Source organism: Terrabacter sp. Root85, from assembly GCF_001429185.1.
Taxonomy (GTDB): Bacteria; Actinomycetota; Actinomycetes; order Actinomycetales; family Dermatophilaceae; genus Terrabacter.
Window position 1 is genome coordinate 1,181,042 of sequence record NZ_LMIW01000001.1, and the last position, 26,560, is coordinate 1,207,601.

At 71.4% G+C, this 26,560-nt stretch carries 18 protein-coding genes; 9 read left to right on the forward strand and 9 right to left on the reverse strand.

Annotation, left to right across the window (positions count from 1 at the left end; translation table 11 throughout):
• Positions 1–27: 27 nt before the first annotated feature.
• Positions 28–1,383 (forward strand): glutamine synthetase family protein, encoded by a 1,356-nt coding sequence (locus ASE25_RS05545; RefSeq protein WP_056823414.1) that lies wholly within the window; start codon positions 28–30, stop codon positions 1,381–1,383.
• Position 1,384: 1 nt separating this feature from the next.
• The gene (locus ASE25_RS05550; protein ID WP_056823417.1) at positions 1,385–2,557 is read left to right on the forward strand and encodes an amidohydrolase family protein; all 1,173 of its coding nucleotides are present in this window, start codon (positions 1,385–1,387) and stop codon (positions 2,555–2,557) included.
• A gap of 84 nt (positions 2,558–2,641) precedes the next feature.
• Here the strand turns inward: ASE25_RS05550 and ASE25_RS05555 are convergent, their stop codons facing one another.
• Positions 2,642–5,083 (reverse strand): carboxypeptidase-like regulatory domain-containing protein, encoded by a 2,442-nt coding sequence (locus ASE25_RS05555; RefSeq protein ID WP_157623329.1) that lies wholly within the window; start codon positions 5,081–5,083, stop codon positions 2,642–2,644.
• Between the two features lie 257 nt (positions 5,084–5,340).
• On the opposite strand from ASE25_RS05555, the gene ASE25_RS05560 reads away from it, so the two are divergent.
• Positions 5,341–8,619 (forward strand): FlgD immunoglobulin-like domain containing protein, encoded by a 3,279-nt coding sequence (locus ASE25_RS05560; protein WP_056823423.1) that lies wholly within the window; start codon positions 5,341–5,343, stop codon positions 8,617–8,619.
• A 74-nt stretch (positions 8,620–8,693) separates the two neighbouring features.
• On the opposite strand, the gene ASE25_RS05565 is transcribed toward ASE25_RS05560, so the two are convergent.
• From ASE25_RS05565 to ASE25_RS05575, 3 genes are all read right to left on the reverse strand, one after another.
• Positions 8,694–12,299, reverse strand: a complete 3,606-nt coding sequence (locus tag ASE25_RS05565) for an RICIN domain-containing protein (protein WP_056823426.1) — start codon at positions 12,297–12,299, stop codon at positions 8,694–8,696.
• 512 nt (positions 12,300–12,811) lie between these two features.
• Positions 12,812–13,984, reverse strand: a complete 1,173-nt coding sequence (locus ASE25_RS05570; protein ID WP_056780503.1) for a hypothetical protein — start codon at positions 13,982–13,984, stop codon at positions 12,812–12,814.
• A gap of 124 nt (positions 13,985–14,108) precedes the next feature.
• Positions 14,109–14,774: an antitoxin gene (locus tag ASE25_RS05575; protein ID WP_056823429.1), complete on the reverse strand. Its 666-nt coding sequence runs from the start codon at positions 14,772–14,774 to the stop codon at positions 14,109–14,111.
• A gap of 134 nt (positions 14,775–14,908) precedes the next feature.
• On the opposite strand from ASE25_RS05575, the gene ASE25_RS05580 reads away from it, so the two are divergent.
• The 3 genes from ASE25_RS05580 (at position 14,909) to ASE25_RS05590 (ending at position 17,050) form a co-directional block, all read left to right on the forward strand.
• Complete coding sequence (locus ASE25_RS05580; RefSeq protein ID WP_056780509.1) at positions 14,909–15,427, forward strand: peptidylprolyl isomerase; 519 nt, start codon at positions 14,909–14,911, stop codon at positions 15,425–15,427.
• Positions 15,428–15,507: 80 nt separating this feature from the next.
• Positions 15,508–16,458, forward strand: coding sequence for a rhomboid family intramembrane serine protease (locus ASE25_RS05585; protein ID WP_056780512.1), 951 nt, complete (start codon positions 15,508–15,510; stop codon positions 16,456–16,458).
• A gap of 7 nt (positions 16,459–16,465) precedes the next feature.
• Positions 16,466–17,050, forward strand: coding sequence for a hypothetical protein (locus ASE25_RS05590; protein ID WP_056780515.1), 585 nt, complete (start codon positions 16,466–16,468; stop codon positions 17,048–17,050).
• A 303-nt stretch (positions 17,051–17,353) separates the two neighbouring features.
• Here the strand turns inward: ASE25_RS05590 and ASE25_RS05595 are convergent, their stop codons facing one another.
• Positions 17,354–17,605, reverse strand: coding sequence for a cell division protein CrgA (locus ASE25_RS05595; protein WP_056780519.1), 252 nt, complete (start codon positions 17,603–17,605; stop codon positions 17,354–17,356).
• Between the two features lie 402 nt (positions 17,606–18,007).
• Between ASE25_RS05595 and ASE25_RS23145 the strand changes: the two genes are divergently transcribed.
• The 3 genes from ASE25_RS23145 to ASE25_RS05610 are packed head-to-tail and all read left to right on the forward strand — an operon-like array spanning position 18,008 to position 20,382.
• Positions 18,008–18,814 carry a LuxR C-terminal-related transcriptional regulator gene (locus tag ASE25_RS23145; protein ID WP_056823432.1) on the forward strand — a complete coding sequence of 269 codons (807 nt, stop codon included), beginning with the start codon at positions 18,008–18,010 and terminating at the stop codon, positions 18,812–18,814.
• Between the two features lie 52 nt (positions 18,815–18,866).
• On the forward strand, positions 18,867–19,712 hold the full coding sequence (locus ASE25_RS05605) for a DUF881 domain-containing protein (RefSeq protein WP_056823435.1): 846 nt from the start codon (positions 18,867–18,869) through the stop codon (positions 19,710–19,712).
• Between the two features lie 31 nt (positions 19,713–19,743).
• Entirely contained in the window at positions 19,744–20,382 is a 639-nt protein-coding gene (locus ASE25_RS05610) for an aminodeoxychorismate/anthranilate synthase component II (RefSeq protein WP_056823438.1), read from the forward strand.
• A gap of 90 nt (positions 20,383–20,472) precedes the next feature.
• Here the strand turns inward: ASE25_RS05610 and pknB are convergent, their stop codons facing one another.
• From pknB to ASE25_RS05630, 4 genes are all read right to left on the reverse strand, one after another.
• Positions 20,473–22,323: a Stk1 family PASTA domain-containing Ser/Thr kinase gene (gene pknB, locus ASE25_RS05615; protein ID WP_056823439.1), complete on the reverse strand. Its 1,851-nt coding sequence runs from the start codon at positions 22,321–22,323 to the stop codon at positions 20,473–20,475.
• A gap of 88 nt (positions 22,324–22,411) precedes the next feature.
• Positions 22,412–23,746, reverse strand: a complete 1,335-nt coding sequence (locus ASE25_RS05620) for a serine/threonine-protein kinase (RefSeq protein WP_056823441.1) — start codon at positions 23,744–23,746, stop codon at positions 22,412–22,414.
• Positions 23,743–25,203: a penicillin-binding protein 2 gene (locus ASE25_RS05625; protein ID WP_056823443.1), complete on the reverse strand. Its 1,461-nt coding sequence runs from the start codon at positions 25,201–25,203 to the stop codon at positions 23,743–23,745. Before ASE25_RS05625 ends, ASE25_RS05620 begins: the two co-directional genes overlap by 4 nt.
• Positions 25,200–26,543, reverse strand: coding sequence for an FtsW/RodA/SpoVE family cell cycle protein (locus tag ASE25_RS05630; RefSeq protein WP_056823957.1), 1,344 nt, complete (start codon positions 26,541–26,543; stop codon positions 25,200–25,202). The genes ASE25_RS05625 and ASE25_RS05630 overlap by 4 nt, the downstream gene beginning before the upstream one ends.
• Positions 26,544–26,560: the final 17 nt, after the last annotated feature.

Sequence of the window (26,560 nt, forward strand, 5' to 3'; positions counted from 1 at the left end):
CGGGTCGGGCGAGGGCAGACTGCCGTCATGAGCTCGAGCGTGCCGGACGCCGATGACCTCACCGAGTCCCTCACCCGCCAAGGCGTACGCGTCGTGGCCGGGTGGGCGACCAACGCCTCCAACCTCGTCCACGCGAAGTCGATGCCCGTCGAGCGCACGGCCGCCTTCGTCGCCGCCGGAGCCGGCATGTCGCCGGTCCACCACGGCTACTCCCTCGACGGCTCGATCCAGTTCACGCCGTTCTACGACGCGGTCGGCGACCTGCGGATGCGTCTCGTGCCCGAGGGCGTACGCGTGCTGCCCGGTGGGCTGGCCGCTGGGCCCACCCACGTGGTGACGCAGGACGGCGAGCCGGACCCGACCGCGCCGCGGCACGTCCTGGCCGAGGTGGTCGCCCGGCTGGCCGCCGCCGGCCTGACCGCCCGGGTCGGCCACGAGCTCGAGTTCGTCCTCGTCGCACCGGACGGCTCTGCGCTCCCGCACGGCGCGTGGACGCCCTACGGCCTGTCGGTTGTCGTCGACCGATCGGCGCTCATCGCCGAGATCGTCGATGTCGCGGCGGCTGCCGGGCTCGGGATCGAGCAGCTCCATGCGGAGTACGGCCCCCACCAGCTCGAGGTGTCGCTGGCGCCGGCAGGCCCCGTCGAGGCCGCGGACTCGGTGGTCCTGCTCAAGACCGTCATCGGGATCGTCACCCGCGCGCACGGCCTGGCGGCCTCCTTCTCACCGGTCCCCTTCGCCAGCACGGTCGGCAACGGCGCGCACCAGCACCTCTCCCTCGCCTCCGAGGGCGTCAACCTCTTCGACGACCCGGCGGTCACGACGCCGCACCGCCTGTCGACGCGGGGTGGGCACGCCATCGCCGGGCTTCTCGACGGGCTCATCGGGGCGCAGGCCGTCCTCACGGGCTCGATCGTCTCGGGTCGTAGGCTCCGACCCGGTCTGTGGTCGGGAGCGACGATCTGCTGGGGCGCCGAGAACCGCGAGGCCGCAGTGCGTTTCCTCGCCGGCGGACCCTCGAACCCGCACGGCGCGAACATCGAGGCGAAGCTCGCGGACCCGTCGGCAAACCCCTACCTCGCCTCGGCGGTGCTGCTCGGCCTGATCCATGACGGCATCCAGCGCCGGTTGCCGCTCCCGCCTGAAACCGTCCGCGACACAGGGCAGCTCGACGACGCCGACCGCGCGCGGACCGGACTCTCGCTCGTCCTGACCGACCAGGGTGCGATTCTCGACGCCTTCACCGGATCGGTCGCTGAGCGCGTCCTCGGTGAGCGGGCGGCGGCAGCCCTGCTCGCCGTCCGACGCCACGAGCGGGACGCCTTCGCGGGCCTCGCACCTGAGCAGCTCTGCGAGCGTCTCCGACTCACCTGGTCGATCTGAGATGACGCTCGGCCTCGACGGAGCCGCACGCGACCTGCTCGCCGAGCTCGCCGCCACGCCCCTCGTCGACCACCACGTGCACGGCGCCTTCCGAGCGGCTCCCAGCCGGGCGGCCTACGGCGACGCGCTCAACGAGGCCGACACCGACCCCCTGCTTCCCGACGTGGACCCCTTCGACAGCCAGGTGGGCTTCGCGGTCCGTGCGTGGTGCGCTCCCCTGCTCGGGCTCGACCGCCACGCGAGTCCCGACGACTACTGGGCCCGGCGGTCCGAGCTCGGCGAGGACGAGGTCAACCGGCGCTTCCTCGCCGCGGCGGGGGTCAGCGACTGGCTCGTCGACACCGGGCATCGAGCGGACGACCTGCTGACGCCCACCGAGCTCGCCGCCACCGGCGGCGGCCGCGCCCACGAGGTCGTGAGGCTCGAGTCGCTCGCCGAGTCGATGGTGGCCGACGGGATCGAACCGACGGCGTATGCCGCCGCATTCCGCACGCTGCTCGCCGAGCGGGCGCGTGGTGGCGTCGCGGCGAAGTCGGTGCTCGCCTACCGTGCGGGGTTCGACGTCGACCTGAGCCGTCCGAGCGACGCCCAGGTCGAACGCCACGTCGCGGCCTGGCTCAGGGACGTGGCACGCACCGGCTCGGTCCGACTCACCGACCCGCGGCTCATCGCCTTCGGCATCCACGAGGCGGCCGAGCTGGGACTGCCCCTGCAGCTCCACGTCGGCCTCGGCGACCGGGACATGGACCTGCGCCGCTCCGACCCCCTGCTCCTCACCGACCTCCTCCGGCTGCCCGAGATCGCGCGCGTGCCGGTCATGCTGCTGCACTGCTACCCGTTCGAGCGACAGGCTGGCTACCTCGCGCAGGCCTTCCGCAACGTCTTCCTCGACGTCGGGCTCTCGGTGAACTTCGTAGGGGCGCGGGCGACCGCGCTCGTGGCTCGCAGCCTCGAGCTCGCCCCCTTCGGCCAGGTGCTCTACAGCTCGGACGCCTGTGGTCCGTCCGAGCTGCACTTCCTCGGAGCACGCTTGTGGCGCAACGCGATCGCCCGGGTGGTCGGTGGCTTCGTCGACGCCGACGAGTGGTCCGCCGTGGACGCCAGCAGGGTCGTCCGGATGATCGCCCGCGACAACGCCGTCCGCGCCTACGGCCTGCCGGCGACCGGTCCCTGAGACGACGAAGGCCCGGTTCGAGGTGGTCGCGTGCGTGTTTCCACGCGCGGACTACCTCGAACCGGGCCCGACCCGGCGGTCGACTCAGCGAGCCGACGCCGGCAGGTGGATCGTCAGGTAGCGGTTCTCGCCCTCACGGAGGGTGACGACGGTGGCGCCGGACTCGGTCGACGACGAGTCGTACCAGGCCTCCTCGCCCGTGTAGGCGTTCTCGAGGTGGATGCGGAAGTCGCCGGCCGGCAGGGTGACGGGCCGGAAGGTGTTGCCACCGAACACGTCGAAGTCACCCATGTGTGCACCGGTCGAGCTCTCGATGAACCCGATCCAGCCCTCGCCGGCAGGAGACCCATCGGCGTTGACGAGCTCGCCGGAGATCGTGCTGGCCGGCGCGAGCTGTGCCGAGAAGGCGGCGGACCGCCCCGCCTTGATCGTGATCGGCGTCGCACCCTCGTACGTCGTCGAGTTGCCCGACCACTCCGGTGCCCACGTGCCCGAGCTGAAGTAGCCGGTGTAGACAACCGGACGGTAGGTGCCCGCCGCGATCAGGCCGAGCGTGTAGCGCCCGTCCGCGTCGGTCGTGGCGCAGTCGAAGCACTCGCCGCTGCGGTCGAGCAGCTGCCCACGCGGGTTGACGGTGGCCCCCTCCACGGGGTTGCCGAACGGGTCGGTGATCCGGCCCGAGATCGTCACCGGCGGGTCGATCTTGACGTTGCGGATCGTCTTCGTCGCGCCGGCCTTGACCGTGACGAGGTCGGCTGTCGCCTGCGAGGTCGCCTTGAACGCCCAGACGTCACCCGACGGGTAGGGGCCGTGGCCCATCCCGAGGTGGACGGCATACGACCCGGCCGGGAGGCCTGAGACCGTCCAACGGCCGGTCGCGTCGCTGCACGTCGCGACCTGGCCGTCGACGCGCGCGCCGGCGTGGCCGACGTACGCGTCGGGGCAGGCGCCGGCGAGAGGCGTGCCGAGCTTGGCGTCGACGGCGAGGCCGGTGATCGTCGCGCTCTTCGCGAGCGCTGCGTCGACGATGGTCGGCCGGCCACGGACGACGCTGAACGTGTCGGCGGCCGTCAGGGCCGCCTTGTCGTCGTAGTACTCCTGGACGAACCGGCCTTCCGGGTCGGAGATGCGCGCCGTGAAGGTGCCTCCACCGCCCCAGAGGTCGGCCTCGTAGTGACCCGATGCGTCGGTGCAGGCCTGGCCCGCCGTCTCGGGCCAGTCGACGACGGGCATCCGGATGACGTCCACGCACGCGCCCTCGACGGGAGCGCCGGTCGTGCTCGTGACGGTGCCGCTGACCTGTGCTCCGGGCAGCAGCTGGTCGGACGCGTCGACGGTCTCGCCCTCACCGACGGTGAAGACCGTGGCCTCGTCGCGGGTCGAGGCTCCGACGGCCCACTGGTCCGCGCCTCCGGACGAGAGCTCGACGCGGTAGGCGCCGGGAGCGACGACGGACCGCCACGTCCCGTCCATCTCGATCGACGCGTAGAGACTCGGCGAACCGTCGTCGGGCTCGATGTAGACGTAGCCGTCCGAGACGGGCTGACCGTCGGTCCCGCGCAGGGTGCCGGTCAGGGAACTGCCGGTGGCGAGTGCGACGTCGACGGTCGCCGGGGTGACGTACTCGTCGGCCGTGCCGAAGTCGGACGCGTCCTGGGCCCACTCGCCGAGGTGGATCCCGTCGTAGCTGCTGACCTCGACCTTGTAGCCGACCCCGACGGGCAGCCCGTAGATCTTCCACTGGCCGGTCGTGCCGTCTTCCCATCCGGTGCACGCGGAGGAGGCGTAGTCGTACGTCTCCGCGACGTAGGCCGTGACGCAGCCGTCGAGGGGTGCTCCGGTCCGGGCGTCGGTGATGGTCCCCTCGAGTGACACCGCCTCCTCGACGGTCAGGACGTCGTCGACGGTCGTGTCGGCACCGGCAGCAGCGGTGAACACCGTGGCTGCTCCGCGGTCAGCCGCACCGGTGGCCCACTGGTGGAACGGCTGGTTGCTGAACTCGACCTGGTAGCTCCCCGGAGCGACGAGCGCGCGCCAGGTGCCGTCCGAGACGTAGGCGAAACCCGTGGCGGCGGCAGCGTTCTCGGGCCACAGCGACACCGAGGTGCCGTCGGCGGGCGAGCCGTCGGACCGGGTGAGGTGCCCCGTGACGACGGCGCCCTCGGCCACCCGCGCCGCGACGGTTGCGGGAGCCACGACCTCGGCCGCCGAGTCGAAGCCGTCGGCGTCCGTGGCCCACTCGGGCAGGTGGACGCCGTCGTAGGGCTGGATCTCGACCTTGTAGGCGACGCCGGACTCGGTCGTGGTGACGCTCCACGCGCCGAGCTCGTCGGTGCAGGCCTGGTCGATGTACGAGTACGACGTGTCGTAGACGATGACGCAGGCCGGGACGGCGGCGCCCGTGGCGTCGTCGACGACCGTCCCCGAGAGGGTGGCGGGTTCGGCGGATGCAGGAGCGGCGACGACCGAGGTGGCGATCAACGCCCCCGCCAGTGCCGCTCCCACGCGCTGCAGTGCTGAACGCATGTGTGAGGTGCCTTCTGTGAGTCCCCTGTTGCTCCGGCGGCTGCCGGGCGAGCAGAACGTAGCAGTGCGGACCGACACGATCGAGACATAGCACGGTCCTCGTTGAGGACGACGTGTCACGACGACCTGCGGATGCGGGTGATCCGGGGGAACGTCGCCGTTTCGCACGCGTTCGCGGCATACTTCGTCGGACATCGCTGCGGGTGACAGGGGAACACGTGCTCACACGACCATCTCGGCTTGCCACGGCCATCGCCGTGACGACCTCAGTCCTCGCGGCGGCCCTCGCCGTTCCCGGGGCCAGTGCCGCTCCGTCAACGGGCGGCGACCCGGCCGGTACCCAGACCATCGCGACCGGGCGAACGGCGTCGATCCCGACGGCGCCCGTGCCCACCGGGGCCACGGACGTGGGGCTGCACCTGCGCGGTGACCAGGAGCAGTTCCTCGTCCGTCCCGACGGCACGGCCGAATCCCTGGCCCTGCCGGCGCGAGCAGCCTTGAACGGCTGCGGTTCCATGGCATCCGGCCTGGACGACACGTTCGACGCTGTCCGCTGGCACGACGACGTGACGGATGAGCAGGGCAGTCGCCGGCTCGCGCCGGGCAGGACCCTCGTCAGCGGGGCCCCGGCGGGATGGCTGGAGGCGCAGGCCCTGGTCGCCTCGGACGGCGAGCGGACGGTCGAGCTGCACCGGATCGACGCGCGCACCGGCGACGACGTGCTCATCGCCTCCGTCGTCGACCCGGAGGACCCCACTCAGGCCCTGACCGTCACGGCGACCTGCCAAGCCGACGGGTGGACGGTGATCGGAAGACACCTCACGCAGGTGCACGTCTTCCGGCTGACCGGCGACGGCAGCTCGCTCGAGCTGCTCATGTCCTCGCCTGTCAGCTCGCTGGACACGTTCGGTGTCGTGGCGCGGGACGGGGACGCCCTCGTCTACCTGCGCACCGCACGCGACGGCGACGGCGTCTTCCGGGGCACCGTCTACCGGCGGGACGGCGCCGGTTCGGAGACGGCGCTGGTGCCTGCGCGTTCGGTCCGATCGGCCCTGATGACACCGTCTCGCACGTTCCTCAGCGTCCGGGGCGAGACGGGCTACCAGTTCCTCTCGATCCCCGTCGGGGGAGCTCCGACGGAGCTCCCCGTCCTGCGCGACGCGACGTCGGTGCGGCAGACGGGCGACGTCGTGCTCGCCGCTGTCCCCTCCGGCACTGCCGGCGGCGTCTACCGGCTGGACGGCACCACGGCGTCACGTATCTGGCAGCCCCCGGCGTCCAGGGTCTGGGCCTACGAGGCGAGCCTCCCGCCGGGGCGGGTCCTGTGGAGCGACAACCTCGACGGCGGTTGGTCCGTGCGCTCGGCATCCGTGCTCGAACGCTCGCCGCTGGAGATCGGGCCGCCCGGCAGGCTTGCCGCGTCCACCTACCCGAACGTCATGGCTGACGGCCGGCGAACGGCCTTCCAGGACAAGACGACCTCGAGGATCGCAGTGGACGACGGCGTGATCACACGCTCAGCGGGGCCCAGCTCCTGGCCCGTGGGCATGTCGGGGCACCGAGTCCTGGACGCGAGTCCCGGCGGTGGCCCGAACCGCTTCTACGACGTGGTGACCGGAACGTGGCGCGACTACGGCGTCGTCGGTGCGCGCACCTTCTGGGGACCGTATGCGGCCGTCGACTCAGGAGCCGGCAGCATCCGTCGCGTCGACCTCGGGACGGGACAGACCTCGATCTGGCTGACCCCGGCGATGGTGGGACTGCCGTCCGGATGGTCGATCACGCCGTTGGCAGTCGGGTCCGAGCTGCTCGTCTACGCGTTCGGCGATGGTGGCCCCTCCACCGGGACGCAGCAGGTCGGGTGGTACGCGTGGCGCACGGGCGTGCACGGGGTGATCTCGGGCGTCTCCCGCCCCGGTTCACAGTCGACCTTCGACGAGTTCGTCGTCACCACGGCCCTGACCGACAGCGGGCCGGCCCGGACGGTCTGGGACACCTCGAGCGGGTCCCCGGTGCTGGCCGTCCCCGGTTGGGAACCCATGCACATCGGCAGCTCCGGCGTCTACTGGACCGACGACGTCACCGGCGAGGGCAAGGCAGTGGCGCTGCCGCGCGCTCCTCATGCGCCCAGACACGAGGGCAACCCGATCGCCCCGAGCACTCGCTACCGCTCGAGCCCGACCCCGTGGCGCGGCGAGTGGGTGTTCACGGAGCCCCTGACCAGCTGCTCGCTCAGGATCAGCACCAGTGCGGGGGCGAGCGTGGCCACCAAGCCGTGCGCTCCGGCCTACGCCGCGTTGGGTGAAGCCGTGGTCGACTGGGACGGTCGAGACGCGGTCGGCGGGGTCGTCCCGGCGGGCGCCTACACGTGGACGGTCCAGGCCGAGGGGGTCGGCGGCCGGGCCGTCGACGTCACGGGCAGTCCCACCATCACGGGTGTCATCTCGGTCCTCGCCGACTCCTACGTCCCGCTCCAGCCCGCCAGGATCCTCGACACCCGCACGGGACTCGGCAGCGTCAAGGGCCCGCTCACCGGTGGGCACGAGCTCGCGCTCCAGGTGGCCGGACGCGGCGGGGTGCCGGCGAACGCGTCGGCCGTCGTCCTCAACGTGACGGCGGTGACCCCCGCGGGACCCGGATTCATGAGCGTGTACCCGTCCGGCACGACCCGCACCGCCGCCTCGACCCTCAACTACGCCAAGGGTCAGACGATCGCCAACCAGGTCGTGGCGACGCTCGGTGGCGACGGGAAGGCGCGCATCTACTCGCACGCCGACAGCCACGCCGTCGTCGACGTGGCGGGCTACTACCCGCCCGGTCGCAACTACGCCGCCCTCCCTCCGGCACGACTGCTGGACACGCGGGCGACGAAGGTGCGGCTGCCTGCGGGGGGCAGCGTCGACGTGCAGGTGACCGGTCGCGGCGGTGTGCCGTCAGGTGCCGCGTCGGCCGTGCTCAACGTGACCGCGGTGAGTCCGTCGGCGCCCGGCTTCCTGACGGTCTACCCCACGGGCGTGGCCCGGCCGGACGCCTCGAACGTCAACGTGCCCACGGGCGGGGTCGTGTCGGGCATGACGGTGGCGAAGCTCGGGACCGGTGGGAAGGTCCGCATCTTCTCGCACTCGGCCTCGGACGTCCTCGTGGACGTGGCCGGTTGGCTGCCGTCGTCCTCCGACCTCACGGCGCTGACCCCGGCGCGAGTCCTCGACACCCGGACGGGGCTCGGGGCGCCGAAGCGGGCACTGACCGCAGGTCAGGTCGTCGGGCTCCAGGTCACGGGCCGTGGGGGCGTCCCGGCGACGGGGGTGACCGCCGTCCTGCTCAACCTCACCGTCACGGCCGCCGGGGCTCCCGGGGTGGTGACGGCCTACCCGAGCGGGTCGAGCCGTCCCCCGACCTCGACCCTGAACTTCGTCGCCGGGCAGACGGTCTCCAACAGTGTCCTGGTCAAGGTCGGAACGGACGGACGGGTCAACCTCCACACGAGTGCCGGGACGCAGCTGGTCGCCGACGTGCAGGCCTACGTGCGTCGCTGACGTGGGAGGCCCGGTTCGAGGTGTTCGCGTTCCCACGCGTGGAACGCCTCGAACCGGGCCCGACCCGGCGGCGGTTAGCTCGCCGTCGCCGTCCAGCGCTGGGTCGCCGCACCGGTGTCGGTCACCTGGACGACCTTGCCGGAGCCGTCGACCGCGAGCGACAGTCCGCTGTGCTTGGCCGTCAGCTTCAGCTGCGTGCCCGACCGCGTGACGTTCCACTGCTGGTTCGTCGTCCCGGTGCAGGTGTACTGCCCGACGAGGGCGCCGGACGTCTGCGAGCTCGAGAAGACGTCCATGCACTGCCCGCTCTGCGCGTTCTTCACCTGGTACGCGCCCGAGTCCTGCAGCGTCACGACCCACTTCTGCGAGGCCGACGACGACACCGCCGCGGTGCCGAGCTGGGCCGAGTCGGCCCCCGGCGCCTCGAGGGCGAGCCCCGACCCGACGTTGCCGAGCGAGTACTGCCCGTCGGCGATCGGCGGCGGCACGACGTCCTCGGTGCCCACGGTCATCGCGAAGACGTGCACCGCCGAGTTGGCCGGCAGCGTCACCGCGGTGACCTCCTTGGCCGGGTCGAGCCGCACCGTCTTCGTGTAGAGCCGGTACGCGACGGTCGGGTATGCCGATCCGGTCGGCGTGTTCTTGCCCATCGTCGTGACGGCCGTCTTGGCGCCGTAGGTGTCGGTCGCGAGGCAGCACCAGTTCGGGAAGCCGACGGTCACCGCGGCCGACGAGCCGTCCGTGTAGTGCACGGTCGCCGCACCACCCGCCGAGCCACTCGTCCCCGTCCCGAGGAACGCCAGGGCGTTGCCCCGCCCCGAGACCTGGATCGTCTCGCCGGCCGACGCGACGTTGTCCTTCGTCCCCGGCTGCGACGACGGCCAGGTGAAGTCGAAGCCGTTTGCGGGAACCTTCGCCCCGGGCGAGACGCCCTGCGCCGCAAGCCGTTCGGCGATGAAGCTCGAGCCGCCGCCGTCGATGTCACCGGCGGCCGGCGACGCCTGTGCCGTGACGCCGACGTTGCTGAAGGCGCTCGCGAGCGACGGGAACGCCAGCCGCGTCTTCGTGGTGTCCGTGACGGTCCGTGAGACGTCCCGCACGGTGTATGCCGCCGAGGCCGTCACGGCATACGACCCGGGTGTAGCTCCTGCCGGGGGTGTCACGCTGAAGCGGGCGGTGAACGTGCCACCGTCCTTGAGGTCCGTGGCCGTCGTCGGCCGGGAGGCCACCGACGTCCAGCCGGACGGGACGCCGACCGACGCCGACGTCACCTGGACCGGCTTGCCCGTCGCGTTCGTGAACGTCGCCGAGACCTCGCGGCCCTCCCCGGGCACCGAGATGACCGGGGCCGTGACGTCGAGGGTCGCGTTCAGCTCACCCGGCTGGGCGCCCCCGACCGCGCCGGCACCGGTGATCCGCACCGAGTGCGAGGTGCCCGTCGACACCGACGCCGTCTTGACGTGGATGACGCCCGTGGCGGCGTCGTAGAACCACCCGGAGGCAGTGGCGTCGAGCGCCGACGTCGAGGCCACGCCACCGACCTCCACCCCGTCGACGGCAATTGCCGAGGGCGCGGTGTTCGTGTGCACGGCCAGGCCGTAGCCACGCGAGGCAGGCTTGCCGGCGTACGAGCCGTGCACCGACCCGAGGGTCACCGTCACCGGACCCTTGCCGGTCGCAGGCGCCGCGACGTCGAAGCGCTGGGACGCGCTCGCGCCGGACTTCCACGCCTGCGAGCGGCCGTCGTCCTCGTAGTTCGTGAAGGTCGACGTGCCCGACGGATAGACGTCGAGGTCGAGGCGGCCCGAGTCCTTGCCGGCCTTCCAGTCGAGCGTGCCCTCGGGGAACATCGGCACGACGGCGCCGGCGCGGACGAAGAGCGGCAGCCGGTCGAGCGGCGCCTTGTAGCCGTTCACCGTCTGCCCGCCGGAGTAGAGCCGGCCCGTCCAGTAGTCGACCCACGTCCCCTCGGGCAGGTAGATGCCGTCGCGCACGGAGGTGTCGGAGTAGACCGGTGCGAGGAGGAAGTCGTCACCGGCGAGGAACTCGTACTTCGCCGCGTCGCCCCACGTCGCTGGGTCCTTCGGGTAGTTGGCGTAGAGCGGACGCGTCGGCCCCAGACCGGTGCGGGACCCGTTCACCGTGTGCGTGTAGAGGTAGGGCAGCAGCCGCTCGTGCAGCTCGAGGTAGCTCCGGTTGATCGAGGTGTACGGCTCGCCGTAGCGGTACGGCTGCTTGTCCTTGGCCGCCCACCCGCTCATCGCGTACGTCATCGGGAGGAACATCTTCCACTGGAGGTCACGCGTGTACGTGTCCGCGCTGCCCCCGAAGATGCCGTCGATGTCACCCGTCGTCACGTGCTGCCCCGACAGGGTCGAGCCGGCATACGTCGGGATCTGCCACTTGATGTAGTCCCACGAGCCCGACTGGTCGCCGCTCCACATCGCGCCGCAGCGCTGCGTGCCTGCCCACCCCTCGATGGTCAGGACGGTCGCGCGGTCGGTGCTGCCCGACTCGATCCCGTCGCGGGCCTTCTCGCACGCGTCGAGCGCGAAGCGGTAGCCCGGCCCGACCCACGCCACGTCGGTCTTGCGCACGCGCACGCCGCTCGCGACCTCGTACGGCTGGTTCGTCAGGTCCGACTGCGTCCACAGCCCGAGCTCGGAGCCGTGGTCGACGAGCATCTCGTGCGTCTCGGGGAGGTCCTCGTAGCCGCAGCCGTAGCCGTCGTTGACGAGCGTCCACCCGAGCGGCATGCGGTTGGCCGCGTAGCCGTCGGCGATCGCGGTCGTGTCGCGCAGCGTCTCGCGCTCACCGCGGTTGGCGTTGTGCAGGTAGCAGTCGGCGTCGCCGACCTCGAGCGCGTACATCGGCAGCATGAGCGGGCGTCCGGTCAGCTCGGTGTAGCCGTCGAGCACCTGCCGCGTGTCGCCGACGAAGTAGTACGCGTCGAAGCGCTGCTCCTGGTGCGTCGTGCGCACCGGAGCGTGGAAGTCGTAGGTGCCGGGCGCGAAGGTGTTGCGCAGCACGCCGTAGCCCGCGCCGGAGAGGTAGAAGGGCGCCGCGTTGGGATTGCCGCCGTCGTCCCAGTTGTCGTCGCGGCTGATCGTGATCGAGGTGTCCCGGTGGCTGAAGCGGCCGTTCTGCATGCCGCCGCCGAAGAACTGCTCCTGAGCTCCCCGGGCGAGGGTCTGCGTCATGCCGCTCGCGTTCCACGCCAGTGGCGCCGTCTCACGCATCAGCTCGGCGCCGCTCGCGTCCTGCAGCCGGAGGGTGATCGGGGACTTCGTGACCGTGAGCCGCGCCTTGGCCGTCGAGATGACGTATGCCGTGCCGGTGTCCGTCACGCTGGACCCGCCGCCGGCGTAGTCCCGCTTGACGACGATGTCGGCGTCCGGAGCGGACGGATCGGCCGGGTCCGCCGACGCGGGGTCGGTGAAGGTGCCGTCGGGCGCGACCTGGACGCGCAGCAGGTCCGTGTCGTCGACCTCGACGCGCAGCTTCGCCACGCCCGAGCCGAACGTGTAGGTGTCGCCGCTGCGGCTGTAGGCCGTGACGTCACCGAGGTGCGCATCGGCGGCCTGTGCCGGGCCGGAGACCAGCACCAGGCCCGAGAGGGCGACGGCGGCGCCCGCGAAGGCCACCACCCCTCTCCGCGCTGTGTGTTTGAAACTGCTCATTCAAGCATCCTTTCGCTCACATTCAGTCACCCTCTGTGGGTAGGACCGTAGAGGTGGGCGAAAAGGGGCGTCAAGAGTTCGGGGCAAATCAGACAGTCCTGGACGATCTCCGTCCTGCTCGAGAGCCCACAGCGAATCCACGGGATCTTCCTCTGGCGCAACCCCGGCTCTGGTGCCATGCTCGGTGGTGCAGCAAGTCTCCGAGTCCCTTCAGGGACACCGGAGCTCGTGGGTGTGATGCGTGGAAGGAACCGAACTGACGCGCTTGATGTGATGCAATCTTCATCGAGCCCCTCGCGCAACCAGCCGGACAGGGTCTAGACTGGTGGTAGCGAAGGGTTGGGCCCGCACGAACCGCGCCCAGCCCTTCTGCATGTGCTGGCTCGCTCTGTCCCCCTGTCGGAGCGAGCCAGCTCAAGCAGAGAAGGACCCGGATGCCCACGGCATCCGGGTCCTTCTCTGTGTGCCTCCGGTCCGGCGCCGGGCCCCGAGGGGACCGGCACCGGAGGGTGTCACTTCGTGCTGTCGCCGTTCTCCTGCGCGAGCTTGGCCTTGGCCGAGCCACGCGGGGACGACTTCGTCGAGGCGCCGTTGATCGTGCCGCCCTCGACCGCATCGGACGTGATCGCGTCGGAGTCGGGCGCGGCGTCGACCGCGGTGACCTCACCCTCGGCGGTCGCGGGTGCACCCGCGAGCTCGTCCACCGCGTCGGTCGTCGCGTCGGTCGCGTCGTCGACGGCCTCGCCCGAGCGGTCCTTCGCGTCGGCGATGGCGGCCTGGCCCTTGGCCGCGAGGTCGCCGGCCTTGTCCTTGGCGGCGTCGGCGAGCTCGGAGCCCTTCTCCTTGGCCTTGCTCGCGGCGTCGGTGACGGCGTCCTTGGCGTGGCCGACCTGCTCGGCCGCCTTGTCCTTGAGCGTCGCCGCGTCGGAGGCCAGGGCCGAGGTCGTCGAGCCACCGCCACCGGCGCCGGCGCGCGTGTCGAGCGGCGTGGCCCACGGGTCGTCGGCCTGCTTCTGCTTGCGGAAGGCTGCGACCGCCGCGACAGCGGCGGCGGTCAGGCCGATGGCGATGAGCCACTTGCCCTTGCCGCCACGCTTCTTGGCGACCGCGTCACCCTTGAGCACCGAATAGGCGTCCTGGGCACGGTGGCCGCCGACGGCAGCCGACTCCCTGGCCTGGACGGCTGCCTGCTCGAGGTGCGGCTGGGCCGCCTCGCGAGCCTGCTCGGCGCCGGCCGCGAGGGCGGCTGCGGCGGTCGCGATGGCCGCGCCGACCTTGGGCAGCACCGTGTCGACGAGCGTCGACTGGGCGGCCTCCACCTTCGGCTTGGCGCGGTCGGCCGCCTCGTGGAGCGCGTCGCCCGCGGCGTCCTTGGCCGTGGCCGCAGCGTCGTAGAAGCGCTCACGGGCCGTGTCGGCTGCGTCCTGGAGCGCAGGCGTCGCCGCCTCCTTGGCCGCCACGAGCCGCTCACGCGCTGCGCCGGCGGCATCCTGGACAGCCGGCGTCGCGGCGTCCTTCGCGGCATACGCGCGATCCTTGGCGGCTGCGGCGGCATCGCTCGCGGTGTCAGCGGCGCTGTCTTTCAGCGTGCCGATCCGGTCACCTGCCGCCGAGCCGAGATCGGCTGCTGCGGAGCGTGCCTGGTCAACTGCAGCCTCAGTGCGGGACTGCTTGGTTCGGAACATACGTCCTCCTAAGTCCACTCGTCCTTACCCATCCTGCCAACTTCGGCCACTCACCGCACGGTTGCCTCCGTGCGTGGACGGCATCGTCACCGATCCCGATCGCGGATGCCGTCACGCGCTCCGTTCAGCTCGTGGTGTCGTGCGGCGGTCGCGGCACGTGCGGGGCGGCGTCGGCGTCCTCGGGAGCCGGGGCGCCCGGGTGCGCGGCCGGAGCCGTCGGCGGGTGGTCGAGACCGAGGACGGTGTCCTCGAGGGTCGTGTCGGTGAGCGCCTCGCGGGTCGGGACCGGCACGTCGCCGGCGGCGGCGTCGAAGCCGCGCTCGTCGACCGGCGTCGGACGGTCGATCGGGGCCGGGGCCTCGAGCGGGCTGGCCGACACCGGGGCCGGGGCGTCGGGGTCGACCGGGAAGGGCTCGCCGCCCGTCACGTCCGTGGCTCCCGCCGCTGCGGCAGCGCCCGTGGCGGTCGACGGTCCCGAGGTGTGACCCTCGGCGACCTTGTCGACGCCGCGGCCGACGTGCTCCTTGACCTTGGCCACCTTGTCGGCGTACTTGCCCTCGGTCTTCTCGTCGATCTTCGTCGTGGCCGTCTCGACGTAGCCGTCGATCTTCTCGCGGTTCTGCGCGGTGTAGTCACCCGCCTTCTCACGCGCCTGCTTCGCCGCCTGCTTGGCGGCGTCCTGCAGCTGCTTGGCCTTGGTCTCGAGGTCGAGCTCCTCGGCCTTCTTCTTCAGCTTGTCCATGAACGACATCGGCACTCCGTCCTGCGCCGGCTCCGGGCCGGCTGTCATCGGGTCGCGTCCTCGACTGCTGTGAGGATGATCCTTCTCCTAGGCCAACGGTGGGTCCACCCCCAGCGTTCCGCCACCCCTGCCGCATACCCGCCCGGACGGCATACGTGCTCGGTCGTGCGAGGATTGGGCCCATGAAGGCAACCCTGCACACGAACCACGGTGACATCGTCATCGACCTCTTCGAGCACCAGGCCCCGAAGACCGTGGAGAACTTCGTCGGTCTCGCCAAGGGCGAGAAGGAGTACAAGGACGACGCCGGTCGGACCAACCCGACCCCGTTCTACGACGGCCTGATCTTCCACCGCATCATCCCGAACTTCATGATCCAGGGCGGCTGCCCGATCGGTCAGGGCTTCGGCGGTCCGGGCTACGCGTTCGACGACGAGATCAGCCCCGACAAGGACTTCACCAAGCCCTACATCCTCGCCATGGCCAACGCCGGCAAGCGCATGGGCAAGGGCACGAACGGCTCGCAGTTCTTCATCACCACCGCTGCGACGACCTGGCTCCAGGGCAAGCACACGATCTTCGGTGAGGTCGCCGACCAGGCGTCCCGCGACGTCGTCGACGCGATCGGTGCCGTCTCCACCGGCGCCAACGACAAGCCCGTCGAGGACGTCGTCATCAACTCGGTCACCATCGAGGACTGAGCCTCCGCTCCACCCGCACGACAGCACCACCCGCATCACCGAACCACCGCCCACGGACGTGACCGGCAGGGGGACTCCCGTTGTCTGACAACCCACCCAGCGGCCAGCAGGATCAGCCCCCGCTCGAGCCGGGGGTTCCGCAGCCCGCTGCCGGTCCGTCCGTGTGCCCGCGCCACCCCGACCGGGAGGCCTACGTCCGCTGCCAGCGCTGCGGCCGACCGGCCTGCCCGGAGTGCCAGCGCCCGGCCGCCGTCGGCATCCAGTGCGTCGACTGCGTGCGTGAGGCCGCCCGCACGACGCCGAGCGCGCGCACCGTCTTCGGTGGGCGAGCGACCGACGGCACGCCCGTCGTCACCTACTCGATCATCGCGATCTGCGCCGTCGCCTACCTCGCGCAGCGGGCCAACCCGAGCGTCACGCAGAACTTCGCGTTCGCGCCGGTCGTCGGGTGGACCGAGCCGTGGCGCTTCGTCACCGCGGCCTTCCTGCACTCGCCCGCGACGATCTTCCACATCCTGCTCAACATGTTCGCGCTGTGGAGCCTCGGGCAGTACCTCGAGCCGATGCTCGGTCGGGCCCGGTTCGCGGCGCTCTACCTCATCAGCGGCATCGGCGGACAGGTCGCCGTGACGCTCCTCGCGGGATCGCCGACGATCCCGGGTCTGCGGGCCGGCCTCGACGACGCGTGGCTCACCCCGGTCGTCGGCGCGTCGGGCGCGATCTTCGGACTCTTCGGCGCGCTCCTCGTGCTCAACCGGCACCTCGGACGCTCCTCGGCGGCGATGTACGCGACGATCGCCATCAACGCGGCCTTCGGCTTCTTCTACCCCGGCATCTCGTGGCAGGCCCACCTCGGCGGCCTCGTCACCGGCGTCGTCTGCGCCGGCGTCATCGTCGTCTTCCGACGACAGGGCGTACGCCATCTCGTCTGGGCCGCGCTCAGCGCCGTCCTCGTGCTGCTCGTCGCCGTCACCGTCGTCAAGTACCTCACGGTGCCCGAGGCCATCCGCGAGCTCAGCATCTTCGGCTGAGGTCGCCGTGCACCTCGTCTGCGTCACCGGCCCGCCCGCCGTCGGCAAGATGACGGTGGGCCGTGCCGTGTGCGACCTGACGGGCTTCCGGCTCTTCCACAACCACATGTCGATCGAGCCGCTGCTCGGGGTCTACGACTTCGGCACGCCCTCGTTCCAGCGGATCAACGGCCTGATCCGCCGCGAGGTCATCGCCGAGTCGGTCGTCGCCGACCTGCCCGGCCTCGTCTTCACCTTCGCCATCGACCTCGACCACCCCGGCGACCTCGCGCAGCTGCACGAGCTCGTCGAGCCGGTCGAGCGAGCCGGCGCACCGATCGACGTCGTCGAGCTCTACGCGCCCCAGGACGTGCGGCTGGCCCGCGAGGGTGGCACCGACCGGATGGACCACAAGCGCAGCAAGCGCGACGTCGAGTGGGCCCGCTCCCACGTCGTCGACCTCGAGTCGCGGGCCCGCCTCAACACCGACCCCGCGCGGGACGGCGAGCAGCTGCTGCCGGGTCACCGTCACCTGCGCCTGGACAACGCGCACGGAGACGCCCGCGCCACCGCCGAGCGGGTCGTCGACGAGCTCGGGCTGCCGCGGCTCTGACGGCCGTCGGGTCCTTCTCCACCCTGGGAGCCGAGAGTTGTCCACCGGGTGTGGATAAGCCTGTGGATGTAGTTACACATGTGTCATTCATCCCCAGCTGGGGACAACTGTGTGGATAACTCGCGCGATCCGCGCTGGAGGTTGTGCACGGCCGTCATCCACAGCTGTGGACGTGAGAGCCGTGCGCCGGCTGTCCACAGGTGTGGACAGCCGGCGCCCAGTGGGGTGTGTGCAAAAGGGCCGCTCCGTCGTGATGACAGGAGCGGCCCTCAGGATGCGGGTCGGTGCGGGGTTTCGGTGGGCTCAGCGCCACCGCATCGTCATGATGAAGCCGCCCATGAGCAGGACGAAGCCGATGCCGAGGTTCCAGACCCCGATGGACCCGATGGGGTACTTGTACTCGGTCACGTAGTAGACGACGATCCACAGCAGCCCGAGGACGAGCAGCGTGATGAAGACGGGCGCCCACCAGGTGGGGTTGGGCTCGGCGGCCTTGCTCGTGCGGGGCGGGGTGTATGCCGCCGCCTTGTGGTCGCGGCCTTTGGACTCGGGCACTGCGTTCTCCTTGCTCTGAGTTGAGGCAAGGGTAACCAATGACGCGCTCGGCGTCCCCGTGCAGGCGTGCCGGCACGGTGATCGGGGCGATGCCCTCGGACGGACCGGTCGGTCCGGTTGCCCCCTGCGCTCGGCGGTGCCCCTCGAGAACGTCTCGAGGGGCACCCCGACGGGTGGCTCGGCTGTCGACGGCGAGCGGGCGGATGCGCCCCCTGTCTGCGCCCCGCCCGCCGCCGATCCACACCCGGTGACCGGGTCGAGGATGACAGGCGCAGGCCCGCGTGTCGCGTCTGCGCTTCCTCCGTTGCACGAACCTGCAGGACGGGGTGCGTCCAGTGAGTTGACCTGAGTCCGGAACCGGGCATGCTGGCAGTCACGGACAGCAGATCAGGGGACGATGCGATGACCAGCCCGATGTCGGGTTCCGGGCCGAGCAGGGACGACGCACAGCTGCGAGCGCCCTCGCTGGCCGCGGCCGCCGTCGAGCTCTCGTCCGTCGTCAACGGGCTCGCCGTCACCAGTCTTGACGGGGGCAGGACCCCCGGCTTCCGCCGGCTCGGGGTCGGCGCCGAGCAGATCGAGCGCAACCTGGCGACCGCGGTCGAGCCGCTGACCCGCCGCTCGGTCTGGTCGATCCAGCCGATCATGAACTTCGACCCGGTCGACGGCAGCCGCACGACGAACGCGCGCTCGATCGAGCGCGGCCTCACGCTGCTCACGATCACCACGGAGCGCACCCTGCGGCTCAACCCGCTGCTGTCGTCCGAGAAGCCCGACGTCCGGGTCGGGCCCGCGCAGTTCCAGTGCATCATCGCCGACGAGGCCACGGCGGTCGTGGCCGGACCGCTCAGCGAGGACGGCTTCCCCACCGCGTGGCTCGCCACCCGGTCCGACGTCGTCGACCGGGTCCTCTCGCTCTGGCACGAGACCCTGGCCCGATCGAGGGCCGCCGTCCCCGAGGGGACGAGCCCGCCGTTCACCCCGCGGCAGTGCCTCGTCGCCCGGCGCCTCGTCGTGGGCACCAAGGACGCCGCGATCGCCCGCGAGCTCGGGGTCTCGCTGCGCACCGTCGCGGCCGAGATCTCCCACCTCGTCACCCAGCTCGGCGCGCCCAACCGCGCCGCGGCGACGCTCGCCCTCCGCGGAGGCACCCAGACCAGCGAGCTCTCCCCCTACGCGCCCTACCTCCGGTCGGTCCACGAGCCGTGACGAGGCACAATGGAGGCGGCGCGGAGGGTCCGCGCGAGCGAGGACACGAGTCATGACGGACGCCGAGCAGCCTGAGCCGCCCGTGCACGCCGAGCAGCCCGAACCGGCGACGGTCGACGACGCCATCGACGCCGGCGACGCCAACGACGTGGAAGCGTCCCCCGCGCCCTCCCGCCGCCGACCCCGTCTGACGTGGGGGCTGGTCGTCCCGGTGGTCATGGCCTCCGCCGGCGTGATGTTCGCGATGAGCTTCCAGACCGCGCAGGGCCGAGACCTCCGCGCCGACCGCGACCTGCCCCAGCTGATCATGGAGGGTGACTCGCGCGTCGCGGAGAAGGCGAGCGTCCTCGACGGGCTCGAGAAGGAGGTCGAGGCGCTCTCGAAGACGAACGCCCCCACCGACGAGCACCTCTCGAGCCTGACCCGCGCTGCCGACGAGCTCGCCGCCCCCGCCGCGACGACGAAGGTCCGGGGCGCCGCCCTCGAGGTGACCCTCGACGACGCGAAGCGCACCGCCGACTCCCTGCCCGACGGCTTCACCGCCGACGACATCGTCGTGCACCAGCAGGACGTCCAGGCCGTCGTCAACGCGCTCTGGACCTCGGGTGCCGAGGCGATGATGATCCAGGACCAGCGGGTCATCTCGACGAGCGCCGTCCGCTGCGTCGGCAACACCCTCATCCTCCAGGGCCGCGTCTACGCCCCGCCCTACCGGATCACCGCCATCGGCGACATCGACCGCATGCAGCAGGGCCTCGACGCCGACGCCTCCGTCAACATCTACAAGCAGTACGTCGACGCCGTCGGTCTCGGCTACGCCCTGCACACCCACAACTCGATCGAGTTCCCGGCATACTCGGGCTCGGTCGACTTCCAGTACGCGTCACCGATCCGCTGAGCGCGCCCCACCACCCCTCTGAGGCCCCCGCATGACCAGCCCCACCCGCATCCTCGTCGTCGACAACTACGACAGCTTCGTCTACACGATCGTCGGCTACCTCGAGCAGCTCGGCGCCGAGTGCACCGTCGTGCGCAACGACGCGGTGCCGGCGACCGACGCCGCGGCCTACGACGGCGTGCTCGTCTCGCCCGGCCCGGGCACTCCCGAGGACGCCGGGGTGTCGATGGACATCATCCGTGAGTGCGCCCGCATCGGGAAGCCGATGTTCGGCGTGTGCCTCGGGCACCAGGCGCTCGGCGTCGTCGCCGGTGCGGTCGTCGGGCGGGCGCCGGAGCTGCTCCACGGCAAGACCTCGCTCGTGCACCACGACGGCACCGGCGTCCTCGAGGGCCTGCCGAGCCCCTTCACCGCGACCCGCTACCACTCGCTGACCATCGACCCGGCGACCCTGCCCGACGAGCTCGTCGCCACCGGCAGCACCGACTCGGGCCTCGTGATGGCGGTGCGCCACCGCGACCTGCCGCTGCACGGGGTGCAGTTCCATCCCGAGAGCGTCCTGACCGAGGGCGGCCACCGGATGCTCGCGAACTTCCTCGCGCTGTGCGGTGACACCGCTGCCGTGCAGCGCTCGGCGGGGCTCAGCCCCCTCGTGACCGCCGCCGTCTGACGCGACGGTCGACACGGCATACGCCAGCACGCACGACGAAGGGCCCCTCCCGGTCGGGAGGGGCCCTTCGTCGTATGCCGGGTGCTGACCCTAGGGGGTCGGCGGCGGGGTCGTGGTCCCCGGGCCGGTCGTCGTCGTGCTGGGCGGCGGGGGCGTCACCGTGACGGTCGCCGTCTGGTTCGGGGTGCGCGCGACCTTGACGGTGATCTGGGTGCCGAGCTTGACGACGTCGCCGGCCCGGTCGACGGAGAGCACCTCGTCGGGGTTCTTGTCGGAGTCGACGGTCTGCTTGACCGGGCTGAGGCCGGCGTTCTGCAGCGCGACGGCGGCGAGGGCCCAGTCCTGGCCGACGAGGTTGTCGGGCACCTTGACGTTGCCGGTGGCGTAGAAGATCTTGATCTTCGAGCCCTTGGCGACGACGGCCTGGGCGGCCGGCTCGGTCTTCGTCACCTTGTTCTTCGCCTGGTCCGGGGTGTTCTCCTCCTGGAAGCCCGACACGACGAAGCCCTGCTTCTCCAGCTCGGTGCGTGCGTCGTCCTTGTTGAAGCCGGTGACGTCGGGCACGGTGAGGTTGTCGGGACCGGTCGACACGAGGTACTTGACGACCGACTGCTCCGCGATCCTCGTCCCCGGCTTGGGGTCCTGGCTGATGACGTCACCCTCGGTGACCGTCGTGCTCGCTGCCGGGGACTTCTCACCGCGGAGACCGTTCGTCGCCAGGGTGCGCGCCGCGACGTCCTCCTGCATGCCCTCGATCGTCGGCACGGCGACGAGCGTCACGCTCGGCGTCTGGTTGCCGAACCACTTCACGCCGCCCCAGCCGACGAGGGCGAGGAGGGCGATGACGAGCCCGGTGATGAGCACCGCCTTGCCAGTGCCGCCCTTCCGGTCGTCCTGCTCCAGCTCGTCGTGGCCGACGGCGGGCAGGCCCGCGGTGTTCGCGTAGCGCTCGCTCCGGGAGGTGACGGGGGCCTGCACGGCGGTCGGGGTCCCCGGTGCGGCATACGCCTGCGGGAGGGTCTGGGTTGCGGCAGCCCCGACGGCGGCTGCGGTGCCGAGCGCCGCGGCGCTGATCTGCCGGCCGAGCCGGACGTTCTCGAGGTCGTCGCGGAAGGCCGTGGCGTCCTGGTAGCGGGCCTCGCGGTCCTTGGCGAGGGCGTGCAGCGTCACGGCGTCGAGGTCACCGGCGACGGCGTCGTTGAAGACGCTCGGCGGCTGGGGCAGCTCACCGACGTGCTGGTAGGCGATGGCGACGGCTGAGTCGCCGGTGAAGGGCGGCCGGCCGGCGAGCAGCTCGAACAGGAGGCACCCGGTCGAGTAGAGGTCGGACCGCTCGTCGACCGTCTGGCCCTGGGCCTGCTCGGGAGAGAGGTACTGCGCGGTGCCGACGACCGACTGGGTCTGGGTCATCGTCGCGGCCGTGTCGGCGATCGCCCGGGCGATGCCGAAGTCCATGACCTTGACGTGCCCACCGGTCGTGATCATGACGTTGGCCGGCTTGATGTCGCGGTGGACGATGCCCATCCGGTGGCTGTAGGCCAGGGCGTCAAGGATGCCCTCGGTGACGCGGATCGCCTCGGCCGGCTGGAGCTGCTGCTGGTCGGTCAGCTTCTGGCGCAGCGTCTCGCCGTCGACGTACTCCATGACGATGTAGGGCAGGGTCGTCCGCGTGCCGTTGGGGCCCTCGACGACGCTGTCGTCCTCGCCCGAGTCGAAGATCGCGACGATCGCCGGGTGGTTGAGCCCGGCTGCCGACTGCGCCTCGCGCCGGAAACGCATGAGGAAGTTCGCGTCGCGGGCGAGGTCCGAGCGAAGCATCTTGATCGCGACCTGACGACCGAGCCGCGTGTCATGGCCCAGGTGGACGTCGGCCATGCCGCCCCGACCGATGAGCTCGCCGACCTCGTAGCGTCCGCCGAGGACACGGGGTGCGGTGCTCACGTCGTTGGCCTCTGCTCGTTCGGGTGCTGGGTCATCCTGGTCCACTCGTCGGGCGCCTGGATCGCGCTGCTCGGGCTGGTCGGTCATGTCACTTGCCCTTGCCCTTTCCCTTGCCCTTGCCGGCATGGGCGGGCTGCGGCTTGGTGCTCGTCTGCTTCGTGGCGGCGGTGGCCTTCGTCGCCGTGCTGGTCGGCGCGGCCGTCGTCGTCGTCCGGGAGGCGCTCGCGGTCGGAGTCGTGGTCGCGGACGTGGACGGAGTGGTGGTCGCGGGGGGCGTCGGGCGGGCGGCGGGGCTCGCGGCGGCGCCGTTCATGACGCTGCCGAGCGCGAAGGCGCCCCACGCCACGAGGGCGACGGCCGGGACGGCCAGCCACGCCCAGCGACGTCCCGCCGAAGGCTCCGTGGCGGTCTCCGAGGGGCGCGTGAACCGACCGCGACGCTCGGCGCCGACGAGCTCCCGTGCGGCAGAGACGAGTCCGGCCGCAGCGCCACCGGCGCGGCCGGCTCCTGCAGCCGGTGTCCCGGCCAGCGCGCGGGTCGGGTCGGCCGCGGGGATGACCGTCGTGGAGTCGACCGCCGCAGGAGGTGGCGTGACCCCGGGCAGGGACCCGAGCGGCACCCCGGCGGCCTCGGCCACCGCGCGCGCGTCGGCCGGGCGGTCGGAGGCGGACTTCGCGAGGCACGCGTCGACGACCTCCCGCAGGTCCAGGGGCACCGTCGAGGGCAGCTCGGGCGGCGCGTCGTTGACCTGCGCGATCGCGGTCGCCACGGGCGTGCCCATGTCGAAGGGCTTGCGGCCGGTGATCATCTCGTGCGCCACGACGCCGAGGGAGTAGATGTCGCTCGAGGCCGTCGCCGGCTCGCCGAGGGCCTGCTCCGGGCTGATGTAGTCGGGAGTGCCCAGCACCTCGCCGGTCAGGGTGTGCCCCGACCCGTCACCGACCCGGGCGATCCCGAAGTCGGTGAGCTTGGCCTGCCCCTCGGGCGTGACGATGATGTTGGCGGGCTTGACGTCGCGGTGCACGACGCCGGCCTCGTGGGCCGCCGACAGGGCCAGGGCGGCCTGGCCGAGCAGCGAGCGCACCTCCTCGGCCGGCATGCCGCCGTCTCTCTCGCGGATGATCTCGCCGAGCGTGCGTCCCGGCACGAGCTCCATGACGAGGTAGGCCGTGCCGTCCTCCTCGCCGTAGTCGAAGACGGACGCGATGTTGGGGTGGTGGAGCGAGGCGCTGCCCCGGGCCTCGTCGCGGAAGCGCTCGAGGAACGCGTCGTCCTCGGGGCCCTGCGGGCGCATGACCTTGACGGCGACGGGACGCCGGAGCACCTCGTCGATGGCCTCCCAGACGGTGCCCATGCCGCCCGAGGCGATGGCCGTGCCGAGGGTGTAGCGACCGCCGAGGGTCGCGCCGGTGGAGAGGGTCATCGGCCCAGCACCGCCTCCATGACCTGGCGGGCGATCGGGGCGGCGACGCGGCCACCGCCGATCTCACTGCCCGTGACGCCGCCGTCCTCGACGACGACGGCGACGGCGATCTTGGCGTCGGTGGCCGGCGCGAACGAGATGAACCACGCGTGCGGGGGCTTGCCCGGGTCGTGCTGCGCGGTGCCGGTCTTGCCCGCGACCTCGACGCCGTCGATCTGCGCCCGCGCGCCGCTGCCGTGGTCGACGACGGAGACCATCATCTTGGTCAGGGTCGAGGCGGTCTGCTCGGACGTCGCCTGCGACAGCTCCACCGGGTCGGGCGTCGACTCGATGATGTCGAGGTTGGCGCTGCGCACGGAGTCGATGAGGTAGGGCGTCATGACCCGGCCCTGGTTGGCGATGCCGGCCGCGACCATGGCCATCTGGAGCGGCGTGGTGCGCACGTCGTACTGCCCGATCGCGGCCTGGGCGGCCTGCGGGGCGTTGAGGTCGGCCGGGACCGAGCTCACCGAGACGCGCATCGGGATCTGGAGGGCGTCACCGAAGCCGAACTTCGCGGCTTGGGCGCGGATCTTCTCGCCACCGAGCTCGAGTCCGAGGGAGCCGAACGTCGTGTTGCACGAGATCTCGAGCGCGTGGATGAGCGTCGTCTTGTCGCCCGGCCCGCAGGGGCGGCCGTCCTCGTTGGGCAGGTTGGTGCTCGTCAGCGGCAGGTCGAGCTCGGCCGGGCCGGGCACGGAGGAGTTCTCGTCGCTGACGACGCCGTTCTCGAGTGCGGCGGCCGCCGTGATGACCTTGAAGGTCGACCCGGGCGGGTAGACGCCGTTGATGGTGCGGTTGAGGTAGGACTTGTCCTTGTCGTTGGACAGCGTCTGCCAGGCCTTGGAGGCCTTGGTGAGGTCGTGGCTCGAGAGCGGGTTGGGGTCGTAGGACGGGTGGCTCACCATCGCGAGGATGGCCCCGGTCTTCGGGTCGAGGGCCACGACGGCGCCCTTGTTGTCGCCGAGGGCCTTGTCGGCCGCCGCCTGTGCCTTGGGGTCGATCGTCAGCTCGATCGTGGCGCCGGAAGTCTTGCGACCCGTGATGAGGTCGGTGACGCGCCGCACGAAGAGGGTGTCGGCATCGCCCGAGAGCAGGTCGTCGGAGGCGTGCTCGAGACCGTAGGGGGCGCCTACGGCATACGAGTAGAAGCCGGTCATCTGGGCGTACAGCTCGTCCTGGGGGTAGGTGCGCAGGAAGCGGTACTGGTCCTGGACGGGCACCGACTTCGCGACGGCCTGGCCGCCGACGATGATCGACCCGCGCTCGCGGGAGTAGCTGTCGAGCAGGGTGCGCTTGTTGGACGCCATCCCGTTGAGCGTCTTCGCCTGCGTGAACTGCACCATCGTCGCCGCGACGAGGAGGGCGGTGAAGAGCGCGGCGATGACCACGGACAGGCGGCGGATGGGGGTGTTCACGTCAGCCTCACCACCTGGGTCACCTCGGCCGGGGCCGGCTCGTCGGCGGCGACACCCACGGGGATCTCGGGCATCGGCCTTCGGGCCTGGTCGGAGATGCGCAGCAGCAGCGCCATGATCACCCAGTTCGCGAGCAGGGACGAGCCACCGAGCGACATGAAGGGCGTCGTGAGGCCGGTCAGCGGGATGACCCGAGTGACGCCGCCGATGACGATGAAGAGCTGGAAGGCGACGGAGAACGACAGGCCGATGGCGAGCAGCTTGCCGAAGCCGTCACGCACGCCGAGGGCGGTGCGGATGCCGCGCTCGCAGAAGATGAGGTAGAGCACGATGATCGCGACGGACCCGAAGAGGCCGAGCTCCTCCCCGAGGCTCGGGAAGATGAAGTCGCTCTCGGCGAAGGACGTCAGGTAGGGCCGACCCGCGCCGAGCCCGGTGCCGGTGAGACCGCCGGAGGCCATGCCCCACAGGCCGTTGGCCAGCTGGTTGGACCGCTCGAGGTTGTCCGGCGAGAAGGGGTCGAGCCACAGGTCGACGCGCTTCTGGAAGTGCGTGAAGGCCGACAGGGCGAAGGCGACGGCCGCGGCGAAGAGCAGCAGGCCGATGGCGATCCACGAGACGCGCTCGGTGGCGACGTAGAGCATCGCGACGAAGAGACCGAAGAAGAGCAGCGCCGAGCCGAGGTCCTTCTGGAAGACGAGGACGAGCAGCGCGAGCACCCACGCGACGAGGATCGGGCCGAGGTCGCGCCCGCGCGGGAAGGTGAAGCCGAGGACCTTCTTGCCGGCGAGGGAGAGCACGTCACGGGTCTGCACGAGGTAGCCGGCGAAGAAGATCGCGAGGGCGATCTTGGCGAACTCCCCCGGCTGGAAGTTGAGCGGGCCGATCGAGATCCAGATCTGGGAGCCGTTGATCGTGCGGCCGATGCCGGGGACGAGCGGCAGCAGGAGCAGCACGAAGCCGACGGCCATCGTCACGTAGGTGTAGCGGCGGAGCAGGCGGTGGTCGCGCAGCACGAAGAGGACGGCCACGGCGAGGGCCACGGCGAGCGTCGTCCAGATGATCTGGCGATAGGCGTCACCGTCGGTGCCGAGCTTGCCGCGGGCGAGGTCGAGGCGGTGGATCATGACGAGCCCGAGCCCGTTGAGCACCGTCGTGATCGGCAGGAGCACCGGGTCGGCGTAGGCCGCCTTCCAGCGCAGCACGAGGTGGACGGCAAGCACGAGCGCGGTGAAGCCGCCGGCGATCGGGATGATGTTGGCCGGCACCGTGCCGTTGCGGTTGAGGTCGGTCGTGACCCAGGCGAGCAGCACGATGCCGATCGCGAGGATCAGGAGCATCAGCTCGGCGCCGCGGC

What these genes read in the sequence shown, in the direction of transcription:
- ASE25_RS05545 (WP_056823414.1), top strand. Translation starts at nt 28, where the DNA reads ATGAGCTCGAGCGTGCCGGACGCCGATGACCTCACCGAGTCCCTCACC.
- ASE25_RS05550 (WP_056823417.1), top strand. Translation starts at nt 1,385, where the DNA reads ATGACGCTCGGCCTCGACGGAGCCGCACGCGACCTGCTCGCCGAGCTC.
- ASE25_RS05555 (WP_157623329.1), bottom strand. Translation starts at nt 5,083, where the DNA reads ATGCGTTCAGCACTGCAGCGCGTGGGAGCGGCACTGGCGGGGGCGTTG.
- ASE25_RS05565 (WP_056823426.1), bottom strand. Translation starts at nt 12,299, where the DNA reads ATGAGCAGTTTCAAACACACAGCGCGGAGAGGGGTGGTGGCCTTCGCG.
- ASE25_RS05570 (WP_056780503.1), bottom strand. Translation starts at nt 13,984, where the DNA reads ATGTTCCGAACCAAGCAGTCCCGCACTGAGGCTGCAGTTGACCAGGCA.
- ASE25_RS05575 (WP_056823429.1), bottom strand. Translation starts at nt 14,774, where the DNA reads ATGACAGCCGGCCCGGAGCCGGCGCAGGACGGAGTGCCGATGTCGTTC.
- ASE25_RS05580 (WP_056780509.1), top strand. Translation starts at nt 14,909, where the DNA reads ATGAAGGCAACCCTGCACACGAACCACGGTGACATCGTCATCGACCTC.
- ASE25_RS23145 (WP_056823432.1), top strand. Translation starts at nt 18,008, where the DNA reads ATGACCAGCCCGATGTCGGGTTCCGGGCCGAGCAGGGACGACGCACAG.
- ASE25_RS05605 (WP_056823435.1), top strand. Translation starts at nt 18,867, where the DNA reads ATGACGGACGCCGAGCAGCCTGAGCCGCCCGTGCACGCCGAGCAGCCC.
- ASE25_RS05610 (WP_056823438.1), top strand. Translation starts at nt 19,744, where the DNA reads ATGACCAGCCCCACCCGCATCCTCGTCGTCGACAACTACGACAGCTTC.
- ASE25_RS05620 (WP_056823441.1), bottom strand. Translation starts at nt 23,746, where the DNA reads ATGACCCTCTCCACCGGCGCGACCCTCGGCGGTCGCTACACCCTCGGC.
- ASE25_RS05630 (WP_056823957.1), bottom strand. Translation starts at nt 26,543, where the DNA reads ATGCTCCTGATCCTCGCGATCGGCATCGTGCTGCTCGCCTGGGTCACG.